The organism is Mesorhizobium sp. USDA 4413 (genome assembly GCF_056280365.1).
The window spans coordinates 5,794,868-5,820,569 of the sequence record NZ_JBVPRP010000001.1; the positions used below are offsets into that span (position 1 = coordinate 5,794,868).

The 25,702-nt window shown below is 60.7% G+C and carries 18 protein-coding genes and 1 pseudogene; 4 read left to right on the forward strand and 15 right to left on the reverse strand.

The genetic code is table 11. The features are described 5' to 3' along the window. Nucleotides 1–24 precede the first annotated feature (24 nt). From ACVMIM_RS28185 to ACVMIM_RS28205, 5 genes are all read right to left on the reverse strand, one after another. Nucleotides 25–1,293, reverse strand: a complete 1,269-nt coding sequence (locus tag ACVMIM_RS28185; RefSeq protein ID WP_476115906.1) for a hypothetical protein — start codon at nucleotides 1,291–1,293, stop codon at nucleotides 25–27. Further along, nucleotides 1,290–2,294, reverse strand: a complete 1,005-nt coding sequence (locus tag ACVMIM_RS28190; protein ID WP_476115908.1) for an SDR family NAD(P)-dependent oxidoreductase — start codon at nucleotides 2,292–2,294, stop codon at nucleotides 1,290–1,292. Before ACVMIM_RS28190 ends, ACVMIM_RS28185 begins: the two co-directional genes overlap by 4 nt. Before the next feature lie 65 nt (nucleotides 2,295–2,359). Further along, nucleotides 2,360–3,034 (reverse strand): sugar transferase, encoded by a 675-nt coding sequence (locus ACVMIM_RS28195; RefSeq protein WP_476115910.1) that lies wholly within the window; start codon nucleotides 3,032–3,034, stop codon nucleotides 2,360–2,362. After that, nucleotides 3,031–4,167 (reverse strand): DegT/DnrJ/EryC1/StrS family aminotransferase, encoded by a 1,137-nt coding sequence (locus ACVMIM_RS28200; RefSeq protein ID WP_041003407.1) that lies wholly within the window; start codon nucleotides 4,165–4,167, stop codon nucleotides 3,031–3,033. Before ACVMIM_RS28200 ends, ACVMIM_RS28195 begins: the two co-directional genes overlap by 4 nt. 38 nt (nucleotides 4,168–4,205) lie before the next feature. Then, nucleotides 4,206–4,928: a nucleotidyltransferase family protein gene (locus tag ACVMIM_RS28205; RefSeq protein WP_041003405.1), complete on the reverse strand. Its 723-nt coding sequence runs from the start codon at nucleotides 4,926–4,928 to the stop codon at nucleotides 4,206–4,208. A gap of 418 nt (nucleotides 4,929–5,346) precedes the next feature. Between ACVMIM_RS28205 and ACVMIM_RS28210 the strand changes: the two genes are divergently transcribed. Further along, nucleotides 5,347–6,003, forward strand: coding sequence for a LuxR C-terminal-related transcriptional regulator (locus tag ACVMIM_RS28210; protein ID WP_041003403.1), 657 nt, complete (start codon nucleotides 5,347–5,349; stop codon nucleotides 6,001–6,003). Nucleotide 6,004: 1 nt separating this feature from the next. Here ACVMIM_RS28210 and ACVMIM_RS28215 read toward each other — a convergent pair whose 3' ends face one another. Then, on the reverse strand, nucleotides 6,005–7,684 hold the full coding sequence (locus ACVMIM_RS28215) for a sensor histidine kinase (RefSeq protein WP_476115913.1): 1,680 nt from the start codon (nucleotides 7,682–7,684) through the stop codon (nucleotides 6,005–6,007). A 218-nt stretch (nucleotides 7,685–7,902) separates the two neighbouring features. Between ACVMIM_RS28215 and ACVMIM_RS28220 the strand changes: the two genes are divergently transcribed. After that, nucleotides 7,903–8,601: a helix-turn-helix transcriptional regulator gene (locus ACVMIM_RS28220; RefSeq protein ID WP_476115915.1), complete on the forward strand. Its 699-nt coding sequence runs from the start codon at nucleotides 7,903–7,905 to the stop codon at nucleotides 8,599–8,601. Between the two features lie 332 nt (nucleotides 8,602–8,933). Here the strand turns inward: ACVMIM_RS28220 and ACVMIM_RS28225 are convergent, their stop codons facing one another. From ACVMIM_RS28225 to ACVMIM_RS28265, 9 genes and pseudogenes are all read right to left on the reverse strand, one after another. After that, nucleotides 8,934–9,626: a hypothetical protein gene (locus tag ACVMIM_RS28225; protein WP_476117485.1), complete on the reverse strand. Its 693-nt coding sequence runs from the start codon at nucleotides 9,624–9,626 to the stop codon at nucleotides 8,934–8,936. Nucleotides 9,627–9,639: 13 nt separating this feature from the next. Next, nucleotides 9,640–10,041: pseudogene (locus tag ACVMIM_RS28230) on the reverse strand (glycosyltransferase family 2 protein); the annotation flags it as partial. Beyond that, nucleotides 10,022–11,380: a lipopolysaccharide biosynthesis protein gene (locus ACVMIM_RS28235; RefSeq protein WP_476115916.1), complete on the reverse strand. Its 1,359-nt coding sequence runs from the start codon at nucleotides 11,378–11,380 to the stop codon at nucleotides 10,022–10,024. The gene ACVMIM_RS28235 and the pseudogene ACVMIM_RS28230, both read right to left, overlap by 20 nt. Before the next feature lie 236 nt (nucleotides 11,381–11,616). Beyond that, nucleotides 11,617–12,411 carry a hypothetical protein gene (locus tag ACVMIM_RS28240; RefSeq protein WP_476115918.1) on the reverse strand — a complete coding sequence of 265 codons (795 nt, stop codon included), beginning with the start codon at nucleotides 12,409–12,411 and terminating at the stop codon, nucleotides 11,617–11,619. Between the two features lie 34 nt (nucleotides 12,412–12,445). Further along, on the reverse strand, nucleotides 12,446–14,650 hold the full coding sequence (locus ACVMIM_RS28245) for a GumC family protein (protein ID WP_476115920.1): 2,205 nt from the start codon (nucleotides 14,648–14,650) through the stop codon (nucleotides 12,446–12,448). 1 nt (nucleotide 14,651) lies between these two features. Next, nucleotides 14,652–16,640: an asparagine synthase (glutamine-hydrolyzing) gene (gene asnB, locus ACVMIM_RS28250; RefSeq protein ID WP_476115922.1), complete on the reverse strand. Its 1,989-nt coding sequence runs from the start codon at nucleotides 16,638–16,640 to the stop codon at nucleotides 14,652–14,654. Further along, nucleotides 16,637–17,788, reverse strand: coding sequence for an O-antigen ligase family protein (locus tag ACVMIM_RS28255; protein WP_476115923.1), 1,152 nt, complete (start codon nucleotides 17,786–17,788; stop codon nucleotides 16,637–16,639). Before ACVMIM_RS28255 ends, asnB begins: the two co-directional genes overlap by 4 nt. A gap of 107 nt (nucleotides 17,789–17,895) precedes the next feature. Beyond that, nucleotides 17,896–19,107 (reverse strand): glycosyltransferase family 4 protein, encoded by a 1,212-nt coding sequence (locus tag ACVMIM_RS28260; protein WP_476115925.1) that lies wholly within the window; start codon nucleotides 19,105–19,107, stop codon nucleotides 17,896–17,898. An 841-nt stretch (nucleotides 19,108–19,948) separates the two neighbouring features. Beyond that, nucleotides 19,949–21,490: a calcium-binding protein gene (locus ACVMIM_RS28265; RefSeq protein ID WP_476115927.1), complete on the reverse strand. Its 1,542-nt coding sequence runs from the start codon at nucleotides 21,488–21,490 to the stop codon at nucleotides 19,949–19,951. A gap of 367 nt (nucleotides 21,491–21,857) precedes the next feature. Between ACVMIM_RS28265 and ACVMIM_RS28270 the strand changes: the two genes are divergently transcribed. Then, on the forward strand, nucleotides 21,858–23,606 hold the full coding sequence (locus ACVMIM_RS28270; RefSeq protein ID WP_476115929.1) for a type I secretion system permease/ATPase: 1,749 nt from the start codon (nucleotides 21,858–21,860) through the stop codon (nucleotides 23,604–23,606). After that, on the forward strand, nucleotides 23,599–25,038 hold the full coding sequence (locus ACVMIM_RS28275; protein ID WP_476115931.1) for an HlyD family type I secretion periplasmic adaptor subunit: 1,440 nt from the start codon (nucleotides 23,599–23,601) through the stop codon (nucleotides 25,036–25,038). The genes ACVMIM_RS28270 and ACVMIM_RS28275 overlap by 8 nt, the downstream gene beginning before the upstream one ends. Nucleotides 25,039–25,702: the final 664 nt, after the last annotated feature.

The window sequence follows — 25,702 nt, forward strand, 5'->3', positions numbered from 1 at the left end:
GCAAGAAGCGCAAAGGAGAACCGGCTAAGGCTGGTCATTGGCAACAACCTCCTTGGGGTTTTGGCGTTCGCTCCAATCGAGGCGCGCGACGAACTCGTAGACCGGGCCGCCCGGCACGCCCCAGTTGCTCGACCAGATCACCTGGGAGCCATCCGGAGAAGGCGAGGCATGCGTTTCGCTCCAGTAGTCGGAAGGAGGATTCCGCGTCTGCACGACACGACGGATGGCGCCGCTGCCGTCGATGCGGAGGGCGATGACCTCGCGCGCATAGGGAGCCCAGCCAGGATTGGCCGATACCTCGTGCGGGTCACCGCCATAGCTCAGGAAAACCCAGTCGCCCCTGGCCACGGCCCGGGCCGATGCATGCTCCGCCTGACCGTATGCGGTCAGGGACGTCACCTTCCCGTCCGAGAGCCTGCGCTTGATGACCTGGAACTTGTCGGGGTCGGATTTGCTTATGCCGACATAAACCTCGCTGCCGTCCGCGTCGACGGTCAGATCGCCATGGCCTGGACGATGATGGTCAGTCCATCTCTGATGCAAGGTGCCGTCGACGGTGAAGATAGCTCTCTGCTCCGTGCCATCCACAAGATTTTGGAAACACAGGATATACGTTCCGAGCGGTGAGATTGTGCAGGAACTGGCCTTTCCAGGTACCTGAGAAAGGTCGATATCCGGAAATTTCTGCCGCTGGCTCAGATCATAGGCAAAAACGACGTCCGCGCCGTCCTTGCGGATCGCGCGGACCGCGATGCGGCTACCGTCCCGGCTGGGATTGCCCTTCGATGGACCGAATTGCAGATCGTGGTAGTCCGCGGATGTGAAAAGGACGACTTCGCGGTTGGTCCGTGGCGCCCAGGTTGAGACCGCCCGGTCCTGAACGCAGATCATCAATTCGGCATTTCGGGGATGCCACTCGCACTCGCCCCCTCTTTTGCGCCAAAACAGCGCCTTGTAGGTGTGCCCGTCGAGAAAGCACATTCCGTTGCAACCATTGTCGAGCAGGAGCAGTGTCTGGTCCGCGTTCCAGGCTTGAGCGCTCGAATAGCGATGGCTGCAATATTTGGGCCCGCAAACGACCCCATTTCCAAGAGGGCCGGGCTTGGAGATGCGGACGACGCTTGTGCCGAATGCGGGGTCCGTGGCGGGACGAAGATATTCCGGCAAATTCATCGCCACCGGAGCCACGAAGCCGGCGAACGTGTCGCTCGCCTGCCCCCCGACCGTTCGCAGGCCGACAAAGGCGGCAACGCAAACCAGCAGCAATGCGGCGGAAAGCTTGGAAAACCTCATGTCATGTAGCTCATTTCATGACGTACGCGCCCCTCGCTCAGGCGCGCCCGCCACCAGGCGATGGTCCGCCTCAGGCCTTCGCGCAAGTCCGTTTTAGCCCGCCATCCTGTTGCGCTTTCAAGCCGGGATGAATCCGCCAACAGCGCCCGGACCTCGGAATTTTGCGGGCGCAGCCGGCTCTCGTCACGACGGACGGGCTTGTTGGAACCGCTCAACTCCAGCACCAGGTCCAGCACGTCGGATATGGTCACGGCACGCTGGCTTCCGGCATTGTAGGCATGGCCGAATTCGAGCTCGGCGGAACCTGCGCTGAGAAACGCCGCGGCCGTGTCCTCGACGAAGGTGAGGTCGCGGACCGGACTCGTATCCCCTACCATGATGGCCTGACATTTTGGGTCGACGGCCTGCCTGATGAGGGTCGGAACAATCGCCCGTTCGCTTTGCCGTGGCCCGAAGGTGTTGAATGGACGCAGCACCACGACGGGAACGTCGAAGGAGCGGGCGTAAGATTCCGCCATCATGTCGGCTCCGATCTTGGAAGCCGAGTAGGGCGACTGGCCCTGCAGCGGGTGGGTTTCGTTGATCGGCATGGTCAAAGCGGTGCCATACACCTCACTGGTCGAGGTGTGCACAATGCGCTCGGTATCCCATTGACGGGCGGCTTCGAGCACATTCACGGTGCCCAGGACATTGGTCTCCACGTAGGACTGGGCGGCCGCGTAGGAGTAGGGAATGGCGATCAATGCGGCGAGATGAAACACGACGGCTTGGCCGCGTATGATCCGGTTCAGGAAGGCACTGTCGCGAACGTCTCCGCGGACGAGCTTGAGCTGGCTTCGGATCTCGTCCGGCAGGTCATCCAGCCAGCCGTGGCTGTCGAACGAATTGTAGAGAGCCAACGCCGTCACATCGGCCCCGCCGCGAACCAGCGCTTCAGTCAGATGCGAGCCTATGAAGCCATCCGCCCCGGTGACCAATACTCTCTTGCCCTTGTAGGTCATGTCCTGACAGCCCTCGCACTCCTTGGCCCTAACCCGGCGAATGCCGCGACGACCATTCGAACGGCTCAAGCGCCGGTCGAACGGCCCGCAGTCGTGCCGAGAACGATGAAAACACCTCGAATGATGAGCGCCGCGTCCGAGAGGATTGTCCGGCGGCCATAATAAGAAAGATCGATCTTCGCCTTTGCCGGAAACAGAACCTCCTTGTAGAAGGCAGTCGGCTCGACATCTCGAGGATAGAAATGAGCCTCATGACGGAACATGATCTGAGCAGGACCGAACAGGCCTGGCTTGTATTGCAGGACAGCTTCGTAGCCGTCCCTGAAGCACTCAGCGAATGACAAGCTCTCCGGGCGCGGGCCGACCAGCGCCATGTCGCCTTTCAGAACGTTCCACAGCTGCGGCAGCTCGTCCATTTTGCTGAAAGCAAGAAACCTGCCCACCGTCGTCATCCGCGCGTCGTTGGCAAGTGTCAGCGCGAGCCCCCCCGTATCGCACTGCGGGTAGAATTTTCGGAACTTGTACATACGGAAAAGTTGACCGCCGGCGCCAATTCGCGGCTGGACAAAGAGCACCGGGCGGCCGCCTTCGATCAGCAGTGCCGCTGCAATAAGCAGCATCAACGGAGACAGGACGATGAGGCCAAGACACGCGGCAATGATGTCGATGGCGCGCCGGCCTCGTCCATGGCTCACGCAGCGCATTGCAAGCCGGCCAATGGGCATGTCGAACGCGTTCATGCCGCTGTCCCTGCTCGGGCACAGCTGTTGAGGGCGGATGCCAGGGCGTCCACGACTGCTTCCACCACGGGAGATGTTATCTGCGGATGCAGCGGAATGGTCAGTTCACGGTCGGCGAAGTCCTCGGTGCGCGGCAGATGAACTCCGGGGAAAAGCTCCCGGTAGAGCGTCATTTGATGCACAGGCGGATAGTGAATTGTCGTCTGTATACCCTGCGCCCGCAGTTCATCGATGACCTCTTGTCGGTTGACGTACCGGGGCAACAGGATCGGCATGATGTGATAGGCAGAGCGGCGCGGTTCGGCAAACGGCATGGAAACGGCCGGACAGCGCATGGAGATGAGGCGTCGATACAATGTGACAAGGACGCGCCTGACCTCATTCCATTCCTGCAGATTGCGAAGCTGAACCAGGCCGATGGCTGCCCGCAATTCATCCATGCGATAGTTGAAGCCCAGCATGGTCACATCATATTGCGGCGTGCGGCTGTTCAGCCTCTGCCGCGTGCCGGTGGTCATGCCGTGGCCACGCGCCTGTCGAATCTTCTCCCGCAGGTCGGGGTCACGCGTAATGACCACGCCGCCTTCGGCGGTGGTCATATTCTTATTGCCGTAGAAGCTGAATGCCGCTCCCGCGCCAAAGGTCCCAACCTCCTTCAGGCCGGGAGCATGCGCGGCGTCCTCGATAATGTAGAGCCCTCGCGCGCTTGCGAATGTCTGCCACTCCAGCTTGTTTGCGAGATAGCCTGCGAAATGGACGAGAATTACAGCCCTGGTGCGGGAGGTGCAGCTTGCCTCCGCATCCTCGACCGACATCAGAGGCACGTCATCGGATTCTATATCGACGAAGACGGGCTTGGCGCCGACGTACAAGACTGCGTTCACGGTCGCCACGAATGTCAACGAAGGCACCAGAACCTCGTCGCCCGGTCCGATTCCTAGTCCATGCAGAATAAGGTGGAGGGCTGCGGTGCAGGAATTGACGGCGACACAATCGTCGGCGCCATGCATCGCGGCGAACGCTTCTTCGAATGCCCTGACGCGTTCGCCCATCGTCAGCCAGCCGCTGTCGATTACTTTCGACAAAGCGGCCTTCTCCGGCACACCCAATAAGGGAGCACTAACCAAGAGCATCCCAACCTCCCGGTGACTCTCGCGACTGGAAAATCCGCTCAGGCTGCAGCCGCGGCGACCTCTATCGAAGCTGACTGCTCCTCCCAGGAAACCGTCTGCGCCTTCTGGAAATCTTCGACACGGCCAATGTCCAGCCAAAGCCCCTCGTGCTTGTAGACGTGCACGACCTGCCCATCCTGGAGCATTTGCAACATGAGATCGTCGAAGCCGAAGGGGATGCCGGATGGAATGAACTGCAGAACCGCCGGATTCATGCAGTAGATTCCCATGCTCACCAGATGCGTGAGCGCAGGCTTTTCGCGAAACACCTGGACAGTGTCATTGACCTCGTCGATGACGCCAAAGTCCATTTTGGTGACGCGCGCCGCCGTCGCGATTGTAACCAGATCTTTGTGGGCCCGGTGCGCCGCCACGAACCGGCTGAGGCTCAGATCGGTAAGCACATCGCCATTGAGGACCAGAAATGGTTCATCCAATTCGTCCCTAATCAGGGAGAGTGGGCCGATGGTCCCGAGCGGTTCCATTTCCTGCGTATAGCGTATCTTGAGGTTCCATTGCGAACCGTCGCCACACACGCTGCGGATCAGATGGCCGAGGTAGCCGGTCGTGACGTAGACATTCTCGATGCCGTTGCGCCGCAGCCATTTGAGCAGCAACTCAAGCACCGGCCGGGCACCGATAGGCATCAGAGGCTTTGGCAGAACCGATGTGAAGGGACGCAGACGCATGCCCATTCCACCGCATTGGATAACAGCTTTCATAGGATACTCCCTGCGCACACGGCCGACACAGGCCAACAATCAAGCTCGGCGTCCGAACCTCGCCCGTGCAGCTCCTGCCACCCGATCTGCCAGACGTGCTCCGAACTAAGCGAGAGATACGCTCAGCCTGCAGGCCTGTCGTCGTGCGTTCGAATGGCGCGCTCAGCTGGACGATGGTGAAATGGCAGGCGGTGTTGCAGCATGCGCGGGCGCGGACTCCATCGCGGCCAGGGACCAAGGTCCGACTTTGCATTATGGTAAACGCGGAGTAGCCTTTTTTATTGGAAGGGGTAGATTGCTGTTGGGTTCCAGCTTGGCGGACCAAGTCACGCATCGTCACAGAATTAAGTCCTGTAGGCAAAGACGTTCTGGACGTGTGCCGTAGTCTCCGGGCCGGAAGTGCGTGCGTTGGGGTACAATGTACAAGATTGTCATCGCCGATGATCACGGTCTCTATAGGCGTGGCCTGCGGTTGGCGCTGACTGCCGGCATTGAGGACGTCGAGATATTCGAGGCCGCATGCTTCGATGCCGTGGTTGGCCTTCTTGCCGAGCACGAGCGGGTCAACCTCGCGATGCTCGACCTGAACATGCCTGGGCTCTTCACTCAAGAAGTGATCGGCGATGTTTTGGCCGCGTACCCAGACACGCGCTTTGCGATCGTTTCGGGAAACGATTCACGCTCCGAAATCCTGACCGCTCTCAATGTGGGACTGCACGGCTATATCGTGAAATCGCAAAGCGATGACGAGGTCGTGCTCGCGGTCAAGGAAATCCTGGCGGGCCGCATATACGTGCCGGCGCTCCTTTCCCGACATTTGGGAACCCACGATCAGGTGCTCGAAATCCGTCACGGCAGCAACGCCGGCGCTGGCGCTCTTGAAAGACTCACATCCCGCCAAAAGGATGTTCTGCGGCTGATGGCGGATGGATATTCGAACAAGGAGATAGCGAGAGATCTCGATATCGCCGAGGCCACCACAAAGATTCATGCGGCGGCGATCATGCGGGAATTGGGAGTGCGCAATCGCACCGAGGCGGCGGTTCTGATAAAGACCTGGTTTGGAACGGTGTGAGCTAGGCGTGCACTTCCTTCGACGACAGCCGAAGGGAATATCGCAATCCATCCTCCCGCACCTCGAATTGCGAGGAATGGCCTATAAGGGGTGTCCCGTCGACTCCCAGAACCACGGATCCGAAACCCGGGCGCTTGATCGAAGCCGCGCGCCGGCGCCCCGTTTCTATCCACTCGAAAACAATCTCATCGTCCGCCCCGGCTGACGTGAAATCCCAACGTGCCTCAACGTTGCCTTGCGCATCGCCGAGCACGCCGTGCTTGATCGAATTGGTCGTGAGCTCGTGGACAATCATTGCGAAACTCTCCGCCGCCCCGCCTGAAATCCTGACATCGGGACCCGTGATCACTGTCTTGCCAGCGTCCGCGAAAGGCTTCAGTTCCCGCACGACGAGATCACGGATGGTGGATGATCCATCCGCGCTGCGCGTGAGCAGCATATGCGTCGCCTCAAGCGCGCGAATTCGCTCGACCAGCATTTCCTTGAACTTGGCGAGACTGCCCTCCGGCGCGTCCAGCATCTTCACTATCGCCGTGATGACGGGGAACAGATTGCTGAACCGGTGACGCTGCTCCAGCATCAATTTTTCTTGCCGTCTTACCGCAGCCCGCAGTAGCGTGGTTTGCCGTCGCTCGGTCAGATCCGCCGCGATGCCAATGCGCTGGTCACGGCCATTGCGGCTTTCCTCGCGTCCCCGCAAGGCGACCCAACGGACTTCGCCGCCAGGGCGCTGGAGGCGAACCTCCACGTCGTAGTTGGCCCCGGGCTGCCCCTTTCCTGGAGGCGACACCAGCTTCTCCCAGTCCGCGGCGTGGATGATGGATGACAGATCCGACAGGGGGCGGAACGCGGCCGGAGGCAAGCCTAGAATCTCCCAAAACTGACGTGAGCCCGAGATCACGTCCTGGCTATAGTCTATGCGCCAGGTGCCCAACCGGCCGGCAGACAATGCGAGGTCGAGCCACTCGTTTTGAGCTATCAGCGCTTCGCGGGCGGCTCTTCGCTCGGTTATGTCGTCTACGACCACAAACAGGCTGTCCAACGGCACCGTGTCAGACGCAGAAAGAGAGAGCGTCAACCAAGCCCAAAGTGTGCTGCCATCCCTTCTGATCAGACGCATTTCCGAGCCGAACCACGGCGCTTCGGAGGTCAAGGCGGCGAGCGAATTCTTCAGCAGCGCGCGATCGTCTTGATGGACAAGCTCATCTATGGGCCGCCCGACAAGCTCGTCTTCGGGGTAGCTGAGCAAGGCACTGAGGCGTTTGTTCAGCCCCAGCAATTCCCCTCTGTCGTTCGCAGTCGCAAAGCCCAGCGCAGCTCGTTCAAAAGCCCGGCGGTAACGGGACTCCGCAGCCTCGACCGCGGCGAGCTTGACGTCCAGCGCGGCTTGTAAGCTTTGCCTGGACCGATCGAAAAGAAAGGCGATCATGCCCCCGGCAAGCACAAGCAGGATTGCGCGCGCCCAATCATCGGCGAGAGGCTGACCATTCATAACCATCCGGGCACCCAGGCCGGCAGCCGCCATCAAAAGCGTCGATCCGACCGCAATCAGGCGGCTTTCCAGGAAGGCGATGACAACAATCGCCGGAATAAATTCAAGGAATGCTGGGTCTGTGGCACCCGCGACGGAAACACTTACCTCAAAGAGCAGCGTGGCGACCAGAACAGCCGTCGACGCCAAGTGAGTTGGCGACAGGATCGGACCTCCTCGGCAGCTTTATCCGAATTAACTACAACTTTTGGTCTAGTTCGTCGAGGTTAGATCATCGACCGTGCAGCTAGTACGACTGGTTGCTTTCAGGCCGCCAAAAATCAGGGTCTTATGAAGCCAGCACAATCGTCTGGCTGTCCGTCGTCAAGCGCGGACAGCAGAGACAGAGAAAAAAGGATGGATGATCCATGAATCTGGTCAGCGGGCGGAATGACACGGGGTCGATCGCAAAGTTTGGCATGGTCGCGGCTGGTGCCGGCAGCAGAACAACGACCGCGTTCGCGCGAAGCGCTTCACGCAAAACCATCAGGCCGGCCACCAATGGCACATGCGTGCGGCCGCGCCTTAATTCCATAACCGGCATGCTCGAGCGCATCGGCTGCGGGTGGCTTGTGCTGAGTGAGGCAAAGAGGGTGCTTGAATGGAATGCGGCCGCCGAAACCATCCTCGAGGCCTGTGCGGATTCTCTGGATTCGCCCGGCGATCTATCGGCGGCACTAAGGAGCCTTATCGCTGGCGTGCCTGCGCATTTTCCTGCCGGATCGTTGTCCTGGATCGTCATCCGCAGCGCTGGCGACCGGCCGGTTATCATGAACGAAGAAGGCGTTGTCACCCCCGATGGGTCGATCATCGTCGCGCTTCTCGATCGCCAGCCGAGAACCGGACCCAATCCGGAGACCCTGCGGAAAATGTTTGGGTTGACCGGCGCCGAAACGCAGCTGGCGTTGCGTTTGGCGAGTGGCGACGCCCCCTTGGAAATTGCCGAGCGCAACCGGCTCAGCCGAACCACGATCCGCACCCAGCTCGCCTCGCTATTCGCCAAGACAGAGACAAGGCGCCAGGCGGAGCTGGTCGCTCTTCTGGGGCGCATCTCGGTTCTGCCATAGAACCAGAAACTCTCCGATCATCCGGCGTGCCTAGTTTTCCGAGAGGCCGCCGTTTGCTCCACGTCTGCCTTGAGCGTTTCACCGTTTCACGGAAACGGCGAAACGCTCTATCTCCTTGTTTTATGCAATTCCGAATGGAAAACCGCACACACTTTTCCTGGAATTGCTCTAAACCGCTCTGTCTCTTTGGTTTAGCCGCATTTGTGCGACGCCAAGCGATTCCGCTTGGCTGCAAAATGCTCTAGCGGCTCGCGCAGGGTGCCGGTATCGAGCGGTCCCGCGGAACACCAATACAATTCTCAGGCGGGCCTCGGCATCTCAGGAGCGTATTGTCAGCGTTTACGGGTCCGCAGCGCGCCGAGTTTTGGTCGGATCCTGAACAGGTATTCCAGGGCATACTGGTTCGCGATCTTCATCACGGACGGCCGAAAGATCTGCACGGCGTCTCGCATCGTCGTTCGCCAGGACTGATTTCGGAACCTGGCCGGGATGCGAGCGACCCGCAGCGCACGCAAAAGCGGCTCTGGTTTCGGGAGGCCCCTTCTATCCTCGATTAGATCCCAATTGAGCTGTTTGACGGCAAGAGTGACCTCATCCACGTCCTCGTAGCTCTTCGACGTCGTTATGCTCGGATGATGTGTCGCATCATAGAAGATCAACCCTTCGTTGATTGCCACCATCTCGCCGTAACGGGCCAGATCGACAAAGAACAATTGATCGACGCCGGCCGGGATGGATTTGTGTGCGCGCATCTGGCATCCGGCCTGGATCACGGCGGCGTTGATCAGCAGCGTCGAAGGAATGATGCCAAGGCTCCTGGTCACCCGTACCAGATAGAGGTCCGTCAGGCATTGCTGGCTGGAATAGAGTGAAACCCGGTTTTGCTCCGGCGGGTCCGACCGCATCACGATCCGGTTTTCCTCGACAACATGCGCCGCGCAGGTCATGAACGCTGCCGACGGATATTTTAACGAGATCTCGGCGAACCTCTTCAGCGCGCCCGGGGCCCAGCCAATCGTCGTCATGCAGCAATTTGATCCACTTGCCTGTGCAGGCAAGCATGGCGTTGTTGGTGTTTTCCACCTGCCCCCGGCCCCTGCGGTTTTCGACGATCCGGATGCGCGGGTCGCGTCGCGCATACTCTTCCAAGATGGGCCAACTCGACCCCTTTGGTCCTTCGTCGTCGCTGACGACAAGTTCCCAGTTGGAAAAGTCCTGCCCCACAATGCTGTCGATGGTGCGCCTGATCGTGTCCGGCCGGCGAAACGTCGGAACGGCAACGGAAATGAACGGGCGCGCGGGTGATGTTTCGGCAGCATGAGCGACATTGGCCACGGGGCCAAGCGCCGACAGATTTGTCTCACTTTTGCCACCGGCCGCCGGCTCTAGCGACGGCACGGCTCCTTCAGGACGCGTGTCGCTACTCAACAGGAGCTTCATCGTGCTGTTTCCTCGCGATTGAATACGGACTGGACAATGTCGCCTGTGCCGGTTCGGTGTCCCGCTTCAGAAGGTACAATGAGGCTGCGGTTTTGATGGCAAACCCAACCATCCCGCCAATAGCCATGAGATAGATGACGTCGATGGCTTCCCAACCAGCCTTGGCGCCGGCGAGCAGCGGACCGAAGACAAGCACCATCCGCGCCGCGTCGACGACCAGCCGCACCTCCTGCCGCCGCAACAGGGCAGGAACTTCACTGAGCGGTGTCGACAAGGCCTGCACCGCACCCATCAATGCCAGCGCAGTCATGATTTGCGCGGTCGGCATCCAAGCCTCGCCCAGGAGCGGGACGACGAGATACGGAGCAGCCAGCCCAAGCGCCAAGATGGGCAACGCAGTGAGGCCCGTGACAAGGATCAAGAGGCCACGCGCGACGCCAAGGATATGCCCACGATCGCTGCTCTTGTTCGCCTCGGCGACGAACACGTTGCTCAGCGGAGTGGCTATCAGCACGATGGGCCCCGTTACCAGCCGTGACGCGACGCCGAGATAACCGGCGAAAGCTGCGCCGAACAATGAACCCACGAGAATTGCTGGAAGATTGTTGATGGCATAGCTGCCGAGGGTCGCGGGGATGTCGAACAATGGGAACTTGTATTCCCTGACTGCCTTGTCGAAGGCACTTCTCCATGGCGCTCGATAGATGCCACGCAGGTCGTCCCAACTCAGAATCCGAGAGCCCAGAAAGGCGAGAAAAATGAACTGGCTGAGGACATGCGCATGCACCATCGCCTCGCCTCCGAGATGGGCGACGCCAAAAACCAGTTGCAGCAACGCCATGGTGGCCGGCAGGATCAGCCGGCCGAGAGCGAAATCGCGCAGCAGGCCCGCACGCAGGGCCCAGCAATTCATCGCTTCGACGAGCGCGGCGCCGCTCATGCCAAGCGGAACGAGCCAGAAAAGGTGCCTGAGCTGGGCAGGCGCCAGACCCAAAAGCATCTGCCCGACAGCAAAAGCGAGCACGCCCGTCGTCAACACGGCCATCACGATAAGCTTTACGGTGACGTAGATCTGCTCGGTTTCCTTGACCCCATAGAGCGAGGGCTCGAAGCGCAGCGCTGCGACCGCGCCGAGGATGTTTACCGTTGAGAGATAGATCGTGAAGACGCCGAAGTCGGCAGGAGAATAGAGACGGGCCAGTATCGGAATGGTGGCGACCAGGGTGAGTTGCCCTGCAATCGCCATTGCCGAAACGCCGCCCGCCGCGCGGACGATCTTGCCGATCGGGCTTGCTGTTATCCGCCCCTCCCTGGATCTCAGAAAGTCGCTGTAGGACATTGGTTCGCGATTCCGAGAAACGGCTGACGACTGGAATAGGAGCGTACGGAGGCTGTCGCATCACGCCATCATTCACCTGAATGATGGCACGCATCCAAATGCCGGTTCGATCCGTGGTGGGGGAATGAAACATCGATTGCGGATGTGAAAGCTCGGTTGTCGACCAACGGTCCCGTCAGCATGTCGGCTGCGTTTTTCCGAGTTGGATCAGCAGGTTGGATGGCCAAAGATGGCGGCTATGGCCTGTGGGGCCCCGCTGCTTCGGATGGCTGCTCGACCCGCTGGCGCTCACCATCCGTTGTGCCCAGAATGTATCTGGCGATGATCGCCTGTTCGAGGGCTTGCGTGCTTTTCATTGTAGAACGTTGGCTTGAAGTCTTCGCGCAAACAACGTTTCGCCCTGACACGGCAAGTATATCGCTTATCGTCTCGAAGACGCTGAGCGAACGCATATTGACGTCGAAATCGGCCTCGAAGAGCCGCTCCGCCGGCGGCTCGCGCTCCATGCGCCGGCGAAGACGAGCCGCGACCGTCGCTCGCGGCGCCAGAACTCTGATCGTGAGATCCGCGACCGGCACATCGCCCAGCATCGTTTCGAGAACAGCTTTGTCGGCATTCCCATTGAGCAACGCCAGGGATCCGACCGCCTGAACATAACCCTCGTCGAAGATAAGAATATCGTGGGCCAGCTTGGCTCGATCCCAGGCGTGCGACAGCTTCAGTATTTGCTGCCAGATCCGGGCTCGCCAGATCGGTTTTTTCGGCGGCATCGCTCTGAGCATGAGCAGGGATTTCGATAGATTCGACCCGCCATTGCGTGGGAAAAAAATGACCTTAGCCGTGGAAACGGTCGCCGAGACGATCCTTGAGACGAACAGAAGGACGCCCAGATCAAGTGTTCCGGATCTGATCGCGGGTCGATAGCTGCGAACAACCTCGGCTCGGTATCCGTGTTCGCGCAACCGCATGGCAAGAACGTGTGCTAAGGTTGTCTTGCCCGAACCTGGCGGACCGAAGAGCTCGACGATCACGGTTCAACACTCGACAGGCGCCTCGCGGCCGGACTCACGGGATCCGCGCAAGCAACAAGTCCCCGCTGTCACCGAACCGATATTTGGCGTGTCGTTTCAGATCGACCCGGGTAAGGACGCTCCCGATCGGAATAGAGGTCGCGCCGTCCCGTTGAAGCAACTCCAAAACGCCGCGGGCGATGTCGCGCGGCGTGCTGTTCCAGCGGATGGCAAGAAGGATCGCGTCGGCCCAACTCGTCAGGAATCTTGATTCCGGTCCGGCAAGGCCGGATGGCCCGTTGATGATGACCAGGCTGTATTCAGCCTGCAGTTCATCCCTGCATTCAAGGCTGTCTGCGCGCGCGAGAAGCTCGAGCAAATCCTCGGCCGGCGCAACGGTCATCAGGTCGACGCCCGCACCGGGCACACTCACAATCGCATCCTCCAGAGTACAGCGATTGCGGATAAAATCGCCGAATGACCGGTGAGCCTTCGGCCCGCCGCCCTGGCGGACGAATTCCTGCGTGAGTTGATGGCGCGTAGGTTCCAGATCGATCAGAAGAACCGGGCCACCCAACCGTATAGCGGCCAATGCCAAACTCCAGGCAAGCTCATTCGCACCCTCATAGCGCAAGCTGGACGTGACCATGATGGTACGTGGGGAACGCAACCTGGCTTGGTTTGGTGCCGCGCTAACCAGAAGCGATGTGACGGCACGACTGTACGCGGATTTGGGCTGATCCAGAATCAATTGCCGCAGTTGCTTCATGGCGACCTTGCCAGGCTCAGGAATGAGGCCAATGCAGGGAACTCCGAGCGCTGCCTCGGTCTCGGCCTCCCCGCGCAGGGCGCGATTGACCCTGTTGCGGAACAGCACGAAGGCTGCGCCGAGTATGGCGAAAGCGATCATCCCCGGAGGCACCAGGAAAATCGGCGGCAAAGTCTGCGGTTTGGCCGGCGGCCACGCCGGGGAAAGGATCGAGACACCTGCTGAAGGAGCGGCGATGCGCCGCGTCAGATCCTGCTGCCGGCTCAGGAGCTCGTTGTATCTTTGGGTTAGCAGGTTGACCTGGGGTTCGAGCGCGCGCAAACCGGAAAGCCGGCTGGCGGTGTCGGCCACGACGACATCGAGAACATTCTTGCGATCTTCCAGCGCCTTGACCTGAGCCCGGTAAGTGTTCACCTGCGTCTCGGCGCTCGCCAGGCCCTGCTGGATCTCGTTGTCGATCCTCGCGCTCAGATCCTTGTCCGCCGGCGTCTTGGCCTGGCGGGCCGCAAGGTCGGCCAGGTCCGGAGTACCCATTGCTTCGGCCAGAGAGGCGATTGGCGCACCCTGTTTGCGAAGATCCTGGATATGTTGAAGGCGCGCCTCCATCGCAGCGAGATCGGCCTTGGACATAGATATCTGCTGGCTGAGATCAGCCCTTTCCCTGGCAGCATTGTCAGCCGCGCCTTGATCGACGGCACCATGGCTCAGCCTGTATTTCTCCAGCCGATCGGTTGCCGAAACAAGATCGCTTTGCACGGCGGGCAGACTGGCGACCACTGTATCGAGTTCCTGCCTGTCTTCGGCTTGTCGCCTTTTCGCGAGCTCATCGATATAGACTTGTGAAAATGTATTGGCGACTGTGGCCGCTTGTACCGGATCTTCGTCCGCGAAGGCAACGGAGATCACCCTTGAGCGCAACTCCTGCCCAATCCTGATCCTATTCCTCAGCAGCTTCAGGTCGGGATCGACGGCGGCTTCCCCACTCTGGGGCCAAAGTCGCTCGATGATCTCGGCAGCACGCGACCTTATCGACACAGGGGCTGGACCAGGCGCGGAGGTTCTGGTTGTAGGCGAACCCTGCGCGGCCGTGGCGCCTTCGAGTTTGTGCAGCGCAGCCGCTACGCGGCGCAGATGGCCCTGAGACGAAAGCATAGTGATGTGGTCATCGATGCTGGAATCGACAAGGTCCTGCGCGGACGACCCGCCCGGAGCAACGGAACTGCGCGCCGGCGGGTCGATTATCAACTGACTGGTCGCCTCGAACATCACGGGGCGGACCAGGCCGGCCAGCGCCGCGAGGATCCCACCGGCAAGCGCAAAGGCAAGGATCAGCCATTTTCTTCTTGCCAGGGCAGCCATCAGTTCGTGCGTGGGCGTAGGTGGTTCGTATTCGCGCCGTTGCCGGATGCGATCCCTCTGTTCGACGACTGTTGGAGCAGGTTGGGGAATGCCTTGCGGAAGTTTCATTCGGCTGACGGCGGAACCTGCCATTTCATACTCCTGCCATGTCGAGTTCACGCGACCCGGTCGCGATAGGCGCTTGCCTTGTCTCATAGCGCCAGGCCTGAAACATCAAGGCGGACCACAATTCGCGCGAGCGATCCTGCCCTCGCATATGATCGCGCCAGCAACCGTCCACCTTGGCGCTGTCCAGCACGTCCTCGCCGTCGTGCCGGATATCGGCGAGAAGATCGGTCGCCCAGCTCCGCAGAGGACCTCTCAGCCATGCGGCAACGGGAACGTCGAAACCTTGCTTCGGCCTGTCGATCAGCCGGTCTGGAAGATAGCGACGCAGCAGATTGCGAAGGATCCACTTGCCTTTGCCGTCGCGCACCTTTGCATCCGACGGCAAGCGCCAGGCGAACTCGACGACGCGGTGGTCAAGCAAGGGACACCGCCCCTCAAGTCCGTTGGCCATGGTGGCGCGGTCCAGCTTCACCAGTATGTCGCCAGGCAAATAGCCGGCCATGTCGTCATAGAGAACGCGCGATAGCAGCCCGTCGAGTTTCGACGCGGCGATCGATGAAGACTGGTCATGCCGCGTGAGGCTCGCGGTCGGTGATGTTACCAACCGCTGATACAAATCATCTTCATGCCTTGCGCTGAGCAAGCCGGCGAACCGATTAAGCCGGTCGCTCCGCAGCATGTGGCGCATATTTGCGGCAAGCGGGAGCCTGTCGAGGATATCCTCGCGTGCCGCGCGGGCCAGCAAGTCGAGGCCGGTCGCTAGCGTGCGCCGCACTGCCAGCGGCAGACTTTGCTGACGCTTCAGCCGATCCGCCATGAAGTGACGGCCATAGCCGGCGAAGCATTCATCGCCGCCGTCGCCCGACAGGGCGACCGTCACATGCTGGCGAGCGAGCCGTGCCACCAGCAGCGTCGGGATCTGGGATTCGTCGGCGAATGGCTCGTCCCATATCCGGGGCAGTTCCGGGATGACCTGGCGTGCCGCCTCGGGCGAAAGGTGAAGCTCCGTATGATCCGTGCCTAGATGTTTTGCCACGTCGGCCGCATAACCGCTCTCGTCAAATCCCCCCTCCGAGAACGCAATGGTGAAAGTGCGCACCGGACTTCTGGATTGAGCCTGCATCAAAGCCACGACGGTGGAGCTATCGATGCCGCCCGACAGGAAGCTACCCAAAGGCACATCGGCGATCATGCGTTCGCGAACTGCGAGCCGCACCAGATCATCGAGCTCGTTGGTGAGATCGTCGTCACTGCCGGCGATCGGGTCCTCGCGGCCCTTGGTGGCAATTTCGGCCAGCGACCACCAGTGCACGACTCGCTGGGAAAGCGATGCGGCGCTGCCCGCCTGCGCGATATCCGTAGACCTGACCGAGAGCACGGCACCCGGCGGCAATTTGAACGCATTCCGCCAGATGCATGCGTGATCCGGCACCCATCCTTTCGAAAGCATGGCTCCGGCGGCGCCGAGATCGAGCTCGGGAGAGAAGCTGGGAAAGCACCGGATTGCCTTGAGCTCCGACGCAAAAACCAGGGCATGGCCGGCTAGGGCGACGTAGAGGGGTTTTTTGCCGATCCTGTCCCGGGCAAGGTGAAGGGTCCTGGTCTCCAGATCCCATAGCGCAAAGGCAAACATCCCCGCGCAGCGCCTCAGGGAAGACTCAAGGCCCCACGTCTCAATGGCGCATAACAGGACTTCGGTATCGCCGGTCCCACGGAACTGTCGACCCGCGCTTTCGAGTTCGCGCCGCAGGTCGCGGAAATTGTAGATCTCGCCGTTGAAGGTGATCACGTACCGGCCGCTGGCCGAGCGCATCGGCTGCCGCCCTGTGCTCGACAGGTCGACGATGGCAAGCCGCCGATGGCCGAACGCAATCCCGGCGTCGCGATCCACCCACAGCCCCTGGCCATCAGGTCCGCGGAGCCGAAGCGCGCTTGTCATAGGCCCAATCGCCTCAAGCGACTCCGGGTCCATTTGCGCCGGTGAGATCAGAATTCCAGCGATACCGCACATCATGCCACCCTTACATGCTGGGGCCGCAGGCGGACCTCGGGATGCATCCCTGCGACGAGGCAGAACGTCAGCGCGAACCACACGATCGGATGGCGAATGATCAGATGCGGCATGCTGAAGACGACCACCGAAGCAAGAAGCACCGAAAGCGCGTCGAACCGGCTGCGCCAAGCAGACATGGCGGCCGACCCGACAATCCAGACCAAGGCGAGGACTGCCACCAATCCCCCCTGCAGATAGAGATCAAGAATGGTGTTGTGGGCTTCGAACGGCCGCTCCAGGAATTGCCTGTCCGCGACCGGCGGCCGCTCCAGGTGCGGACCGGGACCAAGGCCGAGGGACCAGGACTGCAGTCCCTTCTCGATCGCTTCGCCCCACAGAAAGACCCGCAGGTCAAACGTCTCCGCAGTCGCCTCGCCGCCTCCGTCCTTGGTGAGGCTCTTGGCGAACTGCGCCACGCTGCTCTCCTCGGCGACGGCATACGGCGCAGCCGCGACCGCCAGCGGCACGGCGCCGACGATCAGCAAGAGCGCAATCTGCCGGGAAAGACTGGCTCTGCCGTCGGCGGATGCGAACCAAGCCCCGAGCCGCATTCCAAGAAACACGAGGCCGCTTAGAATGGTGGTGTAGAGATAGGTGTCGCTTTTGGTCAGCCGTCCGACGTAAAAGATCGGAATAAGGCTGGACAGTGCGAAAAACTGGGCCCATCGGTTGTTGGTGGTCACCGCAAGGTGCAGAGCCAGCGGGCCGAAGACGGCGCAATAAAGCGCGAGTTGGTTTGGATTTTCCGACCAGCCGCGGAAGCGATCCCAATACCACGGATCTACCCCCGACTGATGGACCCAACCCCAGGCAAGTCCGAGTTGGACCATGAAGGCGCCGAAAGCGATTGCGATCGCCCACCAGGCGCTGCGCCGAAGACGGGACTCAGCGTCGGGTTCCAGCACCGCAAGACATGTGACGCTCGCCAGGAGCGCATAGGCCATCGCGTCGTGCGACAGCCCTGTGAGGTAGAGCACCGTGGTGGAGTAGCCGACGGCGGTGCCGATCGCCAAAGTCAGCGACAGAAGCAACCAGAACTTCGCCAATTTTAGAAAGGCCGGCGTCGCTTCGATCGGGCCGCCTGCCAGGATCCGGCCGATCGACAGCATGATCCAGAGCACGAGGAAAAGCTCGCCGTAGCCGAATGGCAAGCCCGGTACGGATATCTGCGACGCGAAGGACAACACGACGCCCGCAGCGAGCAATGCATCCCTTATCATCGGCGTGCCTCGCCCAATCGGCGCTTGGCGATACGGCCTGCCGACGCGGAATCCGCAAGACCGCCCCTGGCCCGAGCCGCCAGCACGCTCCTGTAAAGATCGCAATACTGCTCGACCACTCCCGGTAGGGCAAAACGCTCTCTGACGAGCGCGGCGCTACGAGCACCCATAGCCTTGGCGCGCTTACGATCCGAGAGCAGGTCGACTATGCGATCCGCCAATGCGTCCGCGTCGCGCGGCGCAACCAGATAACCGTTCCATCCATCCTGGACGACATCGGTGCAGCCTGGCATTCTCGAGGCTACGATGGGCAGGCCCGCAAGCCCGGCTTCCAGCAGCACGCGAGGAACTCCCTCGCGGTATTCGGTTGGAAAGGCGAAGACGTCGGCCATGCCAAGAAGCGCAGGAACGTCCTGGCGTTTCCCCAACACAAGTACCTCTGAACCAAGGCGTCGAATTTCCGATTCGTCGACGGCAAATGGTCCCTCGGATTGCCACGGTCCAATCAACACGAAGCGCGCATCCGGCCGTTTGGCGAGAACTTTTGGGATGGCCTTGAGGAGGGTCGGAATCCCCTTCTGACGGGTCAGTCGACCGACAAACATCACGACTTCAGCCGTCTGAAGCCCGAGTTCCTGGCGCATCCTTGCAGGCGGCGGCCCAAGGTGCCTGGCCGCCGCGAATGCGCTTATGTCGACGCCCGAACCGGCGATGAGGCGCTTGTCGCTGTGTCCAAGCAGCCGATATCGCTCGAAGAAAGTCTGATCGTCGCGGTTCTGGAACACTGTCGCCGCTGTCCAAAGCGACGCCAGCCACTGCAGGCCGCAGAAGATCGGACGAAGCGCCAAGGCGCGCGGCGCACGTGACGAAAAGGTCCAGCCCAGCCCGTTGATCGTGCGGACAACCGGCACCTGCCCTCGCACCGCGAGCGGGGTCAAAAGATTAGGCTTGGTGTCGAAACTCTGCACGATATCGGGGCGCAACTCGGCCATCAATCCGCGCAGCGCCCTGATCGTGCCCGCTTTCCCGCTGCCGCTGCTGAAGCGGTCGAAGCCATAGCGCCTATGCGCGATCCCATGCCTTAGGAAAGAGGCACCGTCGCAGGTCGAAACGGCAGTGATCTGGAAGCCCCTCTCACGCACCTCCATGAGAAATGGAATTCGCAGCGCGTGATCCTCGCCACCAACGCAGACCAGGTGTGGCTTCATTTCACCACTCCCCAAAAGCTGCGGTCCACCAGCTGCCCGAAATGGCTGGAACTTGGATAGTCTTTCATGGCCCGCTGTCTTTGCGAGGAATGCGTTCAGTCGATCATCAAAGCTAGGGGCGGCCCCTAGACTTGTCCTCGTCTGTTCGAATGACAGGGCCGGCGGTCAGGGCAATGGCATCGGAAACTGCTGCAGATTCGGCAGAACGCCCCGATGGTTACCACTGGCTGACGAGAGATCTCTCGCTATGGAGCGTGGAAACGGAGCCACAGCACGGCTCTTCGGAGGAGCCGGTCGCAAACACGACGCCGACGGACGCCAGGGCTCTATGATGGCCCAGCGCGCGATACAAACTGCGGTCGCTCGATGACAGTATATTCATACGCCCGGTGCCTTCGGTCTTCTTCAAAGACCCGAATCCATCGGACTTCGGAGTTTCGCAGCGTAACGTCCCGATTGGTTGCGAGCTTTGCGGCCCGGAAGGGCGTTGGCGCAACGATCTTGTGAGAGACGATCACCTTTCCGGCGAAGATCTCCTCGACCTCGTAGTTCGGCATGCCACCCTCCGCCCCTTGCTCCACGACCAGCCCATCAACCCGGATCGGGGCAAAATGTTCCCGCGGGCCGCGAAAAACGCGAGGCTGCGGCCCGGCACAAGCAAGAGTTGATCGATTTTCGGAGCGGATGTCCAGGAAAAGTAGAGATCGCAGGGAGATTGAACACCGATCGACGGGAGCTAAGCTCACCGTCAGCTTAGGCCGAACTCCAGCAGGAACGACCTAGACCGGTCTCAAGGACTTACCGGCAGGAGCGCTGGTCGCTCCCGCCGGTGAGCATCTTGTCAGACTACAAGAAAGGAGTTTTCACCCAGGTGGAGATGCGGGGCCAGACTCGCAAATTGAGTCTGCGCATGGCCGCCAGCTCCGTCGCCGTCGAAGGAAAGCGCTCCTGTCGAGCTGTTGTAGATTATGTGATCGCTCGCATCATGTGCGCTGCGGCCGATGTGGAAATCGCCGGCTGCAAGCGCGCCCTTCTGAAGCCCGGCGAATATGCCGTGGTCGAGATGGATCTTGTCTCGAGAGACGTCGAAATCGGCGATCCTGTCGATGTTGTACTTTCCAAGTGCCGTGTTGAACACGAAGGCATCGTGTCCGCCATAGCCCTTCAGCAGGTCCGACCCGCCGCCGCCATTTATCTTGTTGTCGCCGTTGTTGCCGATGATCGTCTGGCCGAACTCGTTGCCTTTCAGATCGATGGCGGTTTTACCAGCCTTATTGGAGGTGGAAAGTTGCTCGACATGCGAGCCGGCGGACAGGGCATAGCTGACCGACGCCATCACTTTGTCGAAGCCGCTACGGCTAGCTTCCATGACTTTGTCATGCGCATTGTTGATGTGGTAGGTGTCGTTGCCCTTGCCGCCATTGATCACATGATCGTTGTGAGAAGAGTCTGTGGTCGTCTTCGGCGGCGTCGCGTCTGACGTTGACGGCGTCGGCTGGGAGGTGGCCGGCGGTATCGGCTGGGAGGTAGCCGGCGGTGTCGACTCAGTGGTCGCCGGCGATGTCGGCTCAGTGGTCGCCGGCGGCGTCGACGAGGTCGAGCTGGCATTGTGCTGCCGGAACACGGCCTGCAGTTCCGGCGAGTTCTCGAGCGCGGTGTCGCCGTTCTGCGAGCCCCATGCATAGGCGTAGTCGAAGGCCGGCGACGGCACCAGCTTGGCCCAATGATCCATCATCGTCTGCATTTGCGACGAGCTGGGCATGACGTGCTTTCCACCCGTGTCGGTTTCCCAGCCGCCGCCGCCGAAGGTCTGGTAGACGGGAATGATCTTGTCGATCGGGATACCTGATTTGACTGCGGCAGCCACGGCCCTGTCGATCATGTCGTAGTCGACGCTGGTTGTGCCGGTGCGCACCGGATAGGGGTCAAGACCGTAGTAGTCGATGCCGGTGTTTGCGGGATTGTAGGTGTTGGTGAAATTGGGGTTGGTGGAAGATCCCATATTCATCATCGTGATGAAGGTCTTCGCGCCCGGAAAATGTGAGTGGATCCAGTCCGATTCCGCTTTCAGATTCTCCGCGCTGGCATAAGTCCCCCATCTTCCGGTCGGATCCGGCTCGTCCATCAGGAAGAATCCGAAAACCTTCGGGTTGTTGAGGAACGGGGTGACTTTATCGATGAAGGATTGGGTGACGCCATCATGGGCGCTGAGATAGACCAATCCTTTCATTCCGTCGGGAAGCGCGTTCACCTGGGAAAGATATTGGACATCGACCAGATTGAAACCGGCCGTTGCCACCTCGGCGGCCGAGCCGCCCGACGCGTAATGCAGAGTTGCCATGCTTGTCCCTTTTTGTGATTCGGCAACGCCCCCTGCGCCCACCGCTTGCCTAGACGAAAGATATATTAGACAGAAATCACATACGGATTTCGCTGGTCAAAATAATTGATCGCGGCCCTTCCTTCGTGGCCCCCTTCACGAAAAACTTAAATGTTTTCAGTCCAGTCGCGCTTCATCACTCAACGTGTCAGGAAACTTTTCTTTTGATATTGTCCCCGCTTTCCACCGATTTTACTGCGCCGTTTTGGGACAGGGCCACGATTTCGCTTCATTTGGATTAAAGTAGGCTACATTAGCGACGCTTCACGTCCGGCAATCGCCCGGATCATATCCATGCAGTCAATGTTTCCCATCTCGGGCAGCGCCAACAAAGCCGCGCGGCTATCCGCGTGAAAAATTCAGAAGGCAAATGAAGAGCAAGCAAGAATCCTCCTCCCTTTTACGGATCGCAATGTCGGACTGCGCTCAGGGCTTGTTCGGCGTTGGGCTTTTTTCAGCAGTGACGAACCTCCTGGCGTTGACCGGGTCGCTCTATATGCTCCAGGTCTATGATCGGGTGCTGCCCTCCCAGAGCGTTCCGACCCTGGTCGTGTTGACGATTGGAATGCTGGGCCTTTACGCAGTCTACGGGCTGCTCGATTTCGTGCGGCTTCGCCTGTTGGTCCGCATTGCCAGCCGGCTCTATAGAAACCTGCACCAAAGGGCATTCGCGATATCGGTGCTTTTGCCGCTCAAGGCCGGACGGGAGGCGGACAAGCTCAATCCGTTGCGGGATCTTGACCACCTGCGCGGCTTTCTGTCGGGATCCGGGCCGACCGTCATATTCGATGCGCCTTGGATTCCTTTCTACCTGCTGATCATCTATATGCTGCACCCGTCGCTCGGCGTGCTGGCGACGATCGGCGCTCTTGTCGTGGTGGCGCTGACCGCGGTCGCGGAGATTTTCGGTCGCGGGCCTGCCAGACTGACATCCGAAGCCATGATCTCGCAGCGCGCCCTTGCCGAATCCGGCCGCCGCAATGCGGAGGTCGTCCACGCGATGGGCCTCTCCTCCAGACTGGCCGGGCGCTGGAGCGATATCGTTCATAGCTATCTGACGCATCAGGAGCGGCTCTCCGACATCATAGGAGGGACCGGTTCATTGTCGAAAGCGCTGAGGATGGCGCTGCAGTCCTCAGTGCTGGGCCTCGGCGCTTATCTGGTCATCGGCGGCGAAGCGTCCCCCGGTGTGATCATCGCATCATCGATATTGCTGGGTCGCGCGCTTGCTCCGGTCGATGCGGCGATTGCAAACTGGAAAGGCTTTCTGTCGACGCGGCACAGCTATTTCCAACTCAAGGCAATGTTGGATTCGTTCGAAGACCCGATCGAGCCCTTGGAATTGCCCCGGCCGCAGACGCGGCTGACGGTCGAGAGGTTGACGGTCGCGCCGCCCGGAATGCCAAAGCCGACCGTGCTCGATGTAAGTTTCCAGCTCTCCAGCGGCGCGGGCATGGCGATCGTGGGCCCGAGCGGTTCCGGCAAGACGACGCTCGTGCGGGCGTTGGTCGGAGCCTGGAGGCCGCTCAACGGCAAAGTAAGGCTAGACGGGGCCCCTCTCGATCAATGGGACCCGCATTCGCTCGGCGCCCATATCGGTTATCTGCCACAGGATGTTGAGCTTTTCGATGGAACCGTGGCCGACAACATCTCGAGATTCGGCGGCAAGAGCGATCCCAAAGGGGTGCTCGCAGCCGCGAGGGCCGCGGGCGTCTACTCGATGATCATGCATCTGCCTGAAGGTTTCCAAACCCGCATCGGCGAGGGAGGCAGGGCCCTGTCGGCAGGCCAGAGGCAATTGATTGGCCTCGCCAGGGCGCTCTATGGCGACCCGTTTCTGGTCGTCCTGGACGAGCCCAACTCAAATCTCGATGTCGAAGGTGACGCGGCACTTGCCGGAGCGATTCTGGCCGTGCGTCAACGCGGAGGCATCGTGATTGTTGTCGCGCACCGGCCGTCCGCTCTCACCAACATCGACCAGGTTTTGGTGCTGGCCAACGGCATGGTCCGTTCGTTTGGTTCCCGCGAGGAGATCTTGGCGAGCATGACGCGACCACCCGCTCCCCCCACCCACCGTCCGATCATTCCGACCCAGAGAGGTGTAAGCGGACATGCGTGACGTGCTGCCTCGCCTCTTTGCGGACACGCGTGATGTCCTGCCTCGCCTCTTAGCGGACATGCGTGACGTCCTGCCTCGCCTCTTTGCGGACCTGCGCTCCTATGCCGGCTTCGGTGCTCTTTCGCCCTCCGCAGGCGCGAACACGCTCAAGCCGCCCGGCAGTCTCGGCCCAAGCCTGGCCCTTGGCCTGGCGGTGACTTGCCTGCTTGTCGTTGGCGGAGGGCTGTGGCTCGGCCTGACCGAGATTGCCGGTGCCGTGATCGCTCCCGCGACCGTGGTGGTTGAAAGCAACACCAAGAAGGTGCAGCACCAGGCCGGCGGCACGATCAGCGGCATCTTCGCACAGGATGGCGATCATGTTCGGGCGGGCGATGTGTTGGTCAGGCTGGATGATACGCTGGCACGCGCAAACCTCGAGATCATCAGCGAGGATTTCGACCGCGCTACAGCCCGGCTTGCCCGTCTGGAGGCGGAGCGTCAGGGGCTGACGACAATGCAGATCCCAGCCGCCCTTCAAGCGGAGATGAACAAGCCGGGCGTGGTGGCGCTGGTCGATGGCGAGCGCGCCTTGCTGCAAACGCGGGCTTCGGAATTGGCCGGGCAAAAAACGCTTCTTCGCAGCCAGACCGAGCAGATCCAGCGACAGCTCGAAGGCCTGAAGGCGCAGCAGGCCGCGATGGACGAATCCGCGTCTTTGCTGGGCCGCGATCTCACCGATGTGGATGCTCTCTACTCCAAGAAACTGGTTTCGAAGGAGAGGCTCAGCAACGTCAGGCTGGACGCGACACGGGCCAAAGGCGAGTCCGGGCGGCTGGCGGCGGCCGTCGCGGAGGCGCAGGTCAAGATCACCGAAACCGAGTTGCAGGTCCTGCAGCTTGACGAGCAAAGGCGCAGCGAAGTGACAAAGGAGCTGCGCGAAACGGAAGCCAAACGGACCGAACTCGAAGAGCGCAAGATCGTGGCTCAGGACGAACTGACCAAAACTGAAATCCGCGCCCCGCAATCGGGGACGATCCAGCAATCCACCGTCCACACGATCGGCGGTGTAATCGCTCCAGGGGAATTGCTGATGACGATTGTCCCCGATGCGGACAATCTTGTCGTCGACGCGCTCATTCCTCCGGCGCGGGTGGATGACATTCAGCCAGGTCAGCCGGTCTCGATCCGTTTCCCGGCCTTCGATGCCGGCACGACACCCGCCTGCCAGGGCGCGGTGAAGTGGATCTCCGCAGACCTGATCAAGGACCCGCAGCGCCAGCTCTCCTATTTCTCGGCACGCATCAGCGTCGAAAACAAGACGAGTTGCCTGAGGGATGCGAAGGTGCTCAAGCCCGGCATGCCGGCCGAGGTTCATATAAGCACAGGACAGCGCAGCGTCTGGTCCTATCTGCTGAAGCCGCTCACCGACCAAATGTCACGCGCTTTCCGATAGACAGATATAGGGTCTAATCCGGCGCTTCCGAATGTCTGCAAGGCGGCATCTGGCTGAGCGCATATCGGACGTGAGGATCAGCGGGCCTGCTTGGAATGATTGCGGGGCCTGAAACGCGAGAGCGCCTGACCAACGGCGGCCGGATTAAATCATCCTGCCAGTCGCAGGTGCCGCTCGAAAATGGCGAGCTTGTCTCCACAGGGCAGCCGAACCGCTCTTGGCCTCGCTCGCATTCGACGGCTCGTCCTCGCCGCTGCTCCTCACCCTTTTGCGCCGTGCCTCCAAAAAAACGCGGGGGCGTCCGGCCGTTCTTGCTTGGGCCGCCCGGCATCCTTCGTTCGCATGGCAAAAAAATTGGCGAACCATGATATGTCTCGGTTCAGCCGGTGCCATGTTTTTCGTTCCAGCCCCCACCGGTTAGGCCCGGCGCATTGGCGACTCGAGCCGCCGGGGTGCCGGGCCGCTCCCGTGCAGAACCGCTGAGCGACGGAGCAAGCGGTAGGGCTGAATTGGGACAGGAATCCCATTGTCGGCGCCGGAAAATCCTCTAACGCCAGCATCGTTGCGCCCGGCTATCCGATGATCGATCGAAGGTGAGCCGCGGCACCCTGATCCTCGCGTGGTCTTTCTCCCGGCTCTTTTTGACGCCTTGGCTCACCATCCA

What these genes read in the sequence shown, in the direction of transcription:
- ACVMIM_RS28225 (WP_476117485.1), bottom strand. Translation starts at nt 9,626, where the DNA reads ATGACGACGATTGGCTGGGCCCCGGGCGCGCTGAAGAGGTTCGCCGAG.
- asnB (WP_476115922.1), bottom strand. Translation starts at nt 16,640, where the DNA reads ATGATGTGCGGTATCGCTGGAATTCTGATCTCACCGGCGCAAATGGAC.
- ACVMIM_RS28245 (WP_476115920.1), bottom strand. Translation starts at nt 14,650, where the DNA reads ATGGCAGGTTCCGCCGTCAGCCGAATGAAACTTCCGCAAGGCATTCCC.
- ACVMIM_RS28255 (WP_476115923.1), bottom strand. Translation starts at nt 17,788, where the DNA reads ATGCTGTCGATCGGCCGGATCCTGGCAGGCGGCCCGATCGAAGCGACG.
- ACVMIM_RS28200 (WP_041003407.1), bottom strand. Translation starts at nt 4,167, where the DNA reads ATGCTCTTGGTTAGTGCTCCCTTATTGGGTGTGCCGGAGAAGGCCGCT.
- ACVMIM_RS28210 (WP_041003403.1), top strand. Translation starts at nt 5,347, where the DNA reads ATGTACAAGATTGTCATCGCCGATGATCACGGTCTCTATAGGCGTGGC.
- ACVMIM_RS28195 (WP_476115910.1), bottom strand. Translation starts at nt 3,034, where the DNA reads ATGAACGCGTTCGACATGCCCATTGGCCGGCTTGCAATGCGCTGCGTG.
- ACVMIM_RS28220 (WP_476115915.1), top strand. Translation starts at nt 7,903, where the DNA reads ATGAATCTGGTCAGCGGGCGGAATGACACGGGGTCGATCGCAAAGTTT.
- ACVMIM_RS28235 (WP_476115916.1), bottom strand. Translation starts at nt 11,380, where the DNA reads ATGTCCTACAGCGACTTTCTGAGATCCAGGGAGGGGCGGATAACAGCA.
- ACVMIM_RS28270 (WP_476115929.1), top strand. Translation starts at nt 21,858, where the DNA reads ATGAAGAGCAAGCAAGAATCCTCCTCCCTTTTACGGATCGCAATGTCG.
- ACVMIM_RS28185 (WP_476115906.1), bottom strand. Translation starts at nt 1,293, where the DNA reads ATGAGGTTTTCCAAGCTTTCCGCCGCATTGCTGCTGGTTTGCGTTGCC.
- ACVMIM_RS28275 (WP_476115931.1), top strand. Translation starts at nt 23,599, where the DNA reads ATGCGTGACGTGCTGCCTCGCCTCTTTGCGGACACGCGTGATGTCCTG.
- ACVMIM_RS28260 (WP_476115925.1), bottom strand. Translation starts at nt 19,107, where the DNA reads ATGAAGCCACACCTGGTCTGCGTTGGTGGCGAGGATCACGCGCTGCGA.
- ACVMIM_RS28205 (WP_041003405.1), bottom strand. Translation starts at nt 4,928, where the DNA reads ATGAAAGCTGTTATCCAATGCGGTGGAATGGGCATGCGTCTGCGTCCC.
- ACVMIM_RS28190 (WP_476115908.1), bottom strand. Translation starts at nt 2,294, where the DNA reads ATGACCTACAAGGGCAAGAGAGTATTGGTCACCGGGGCGGATGGCTTC.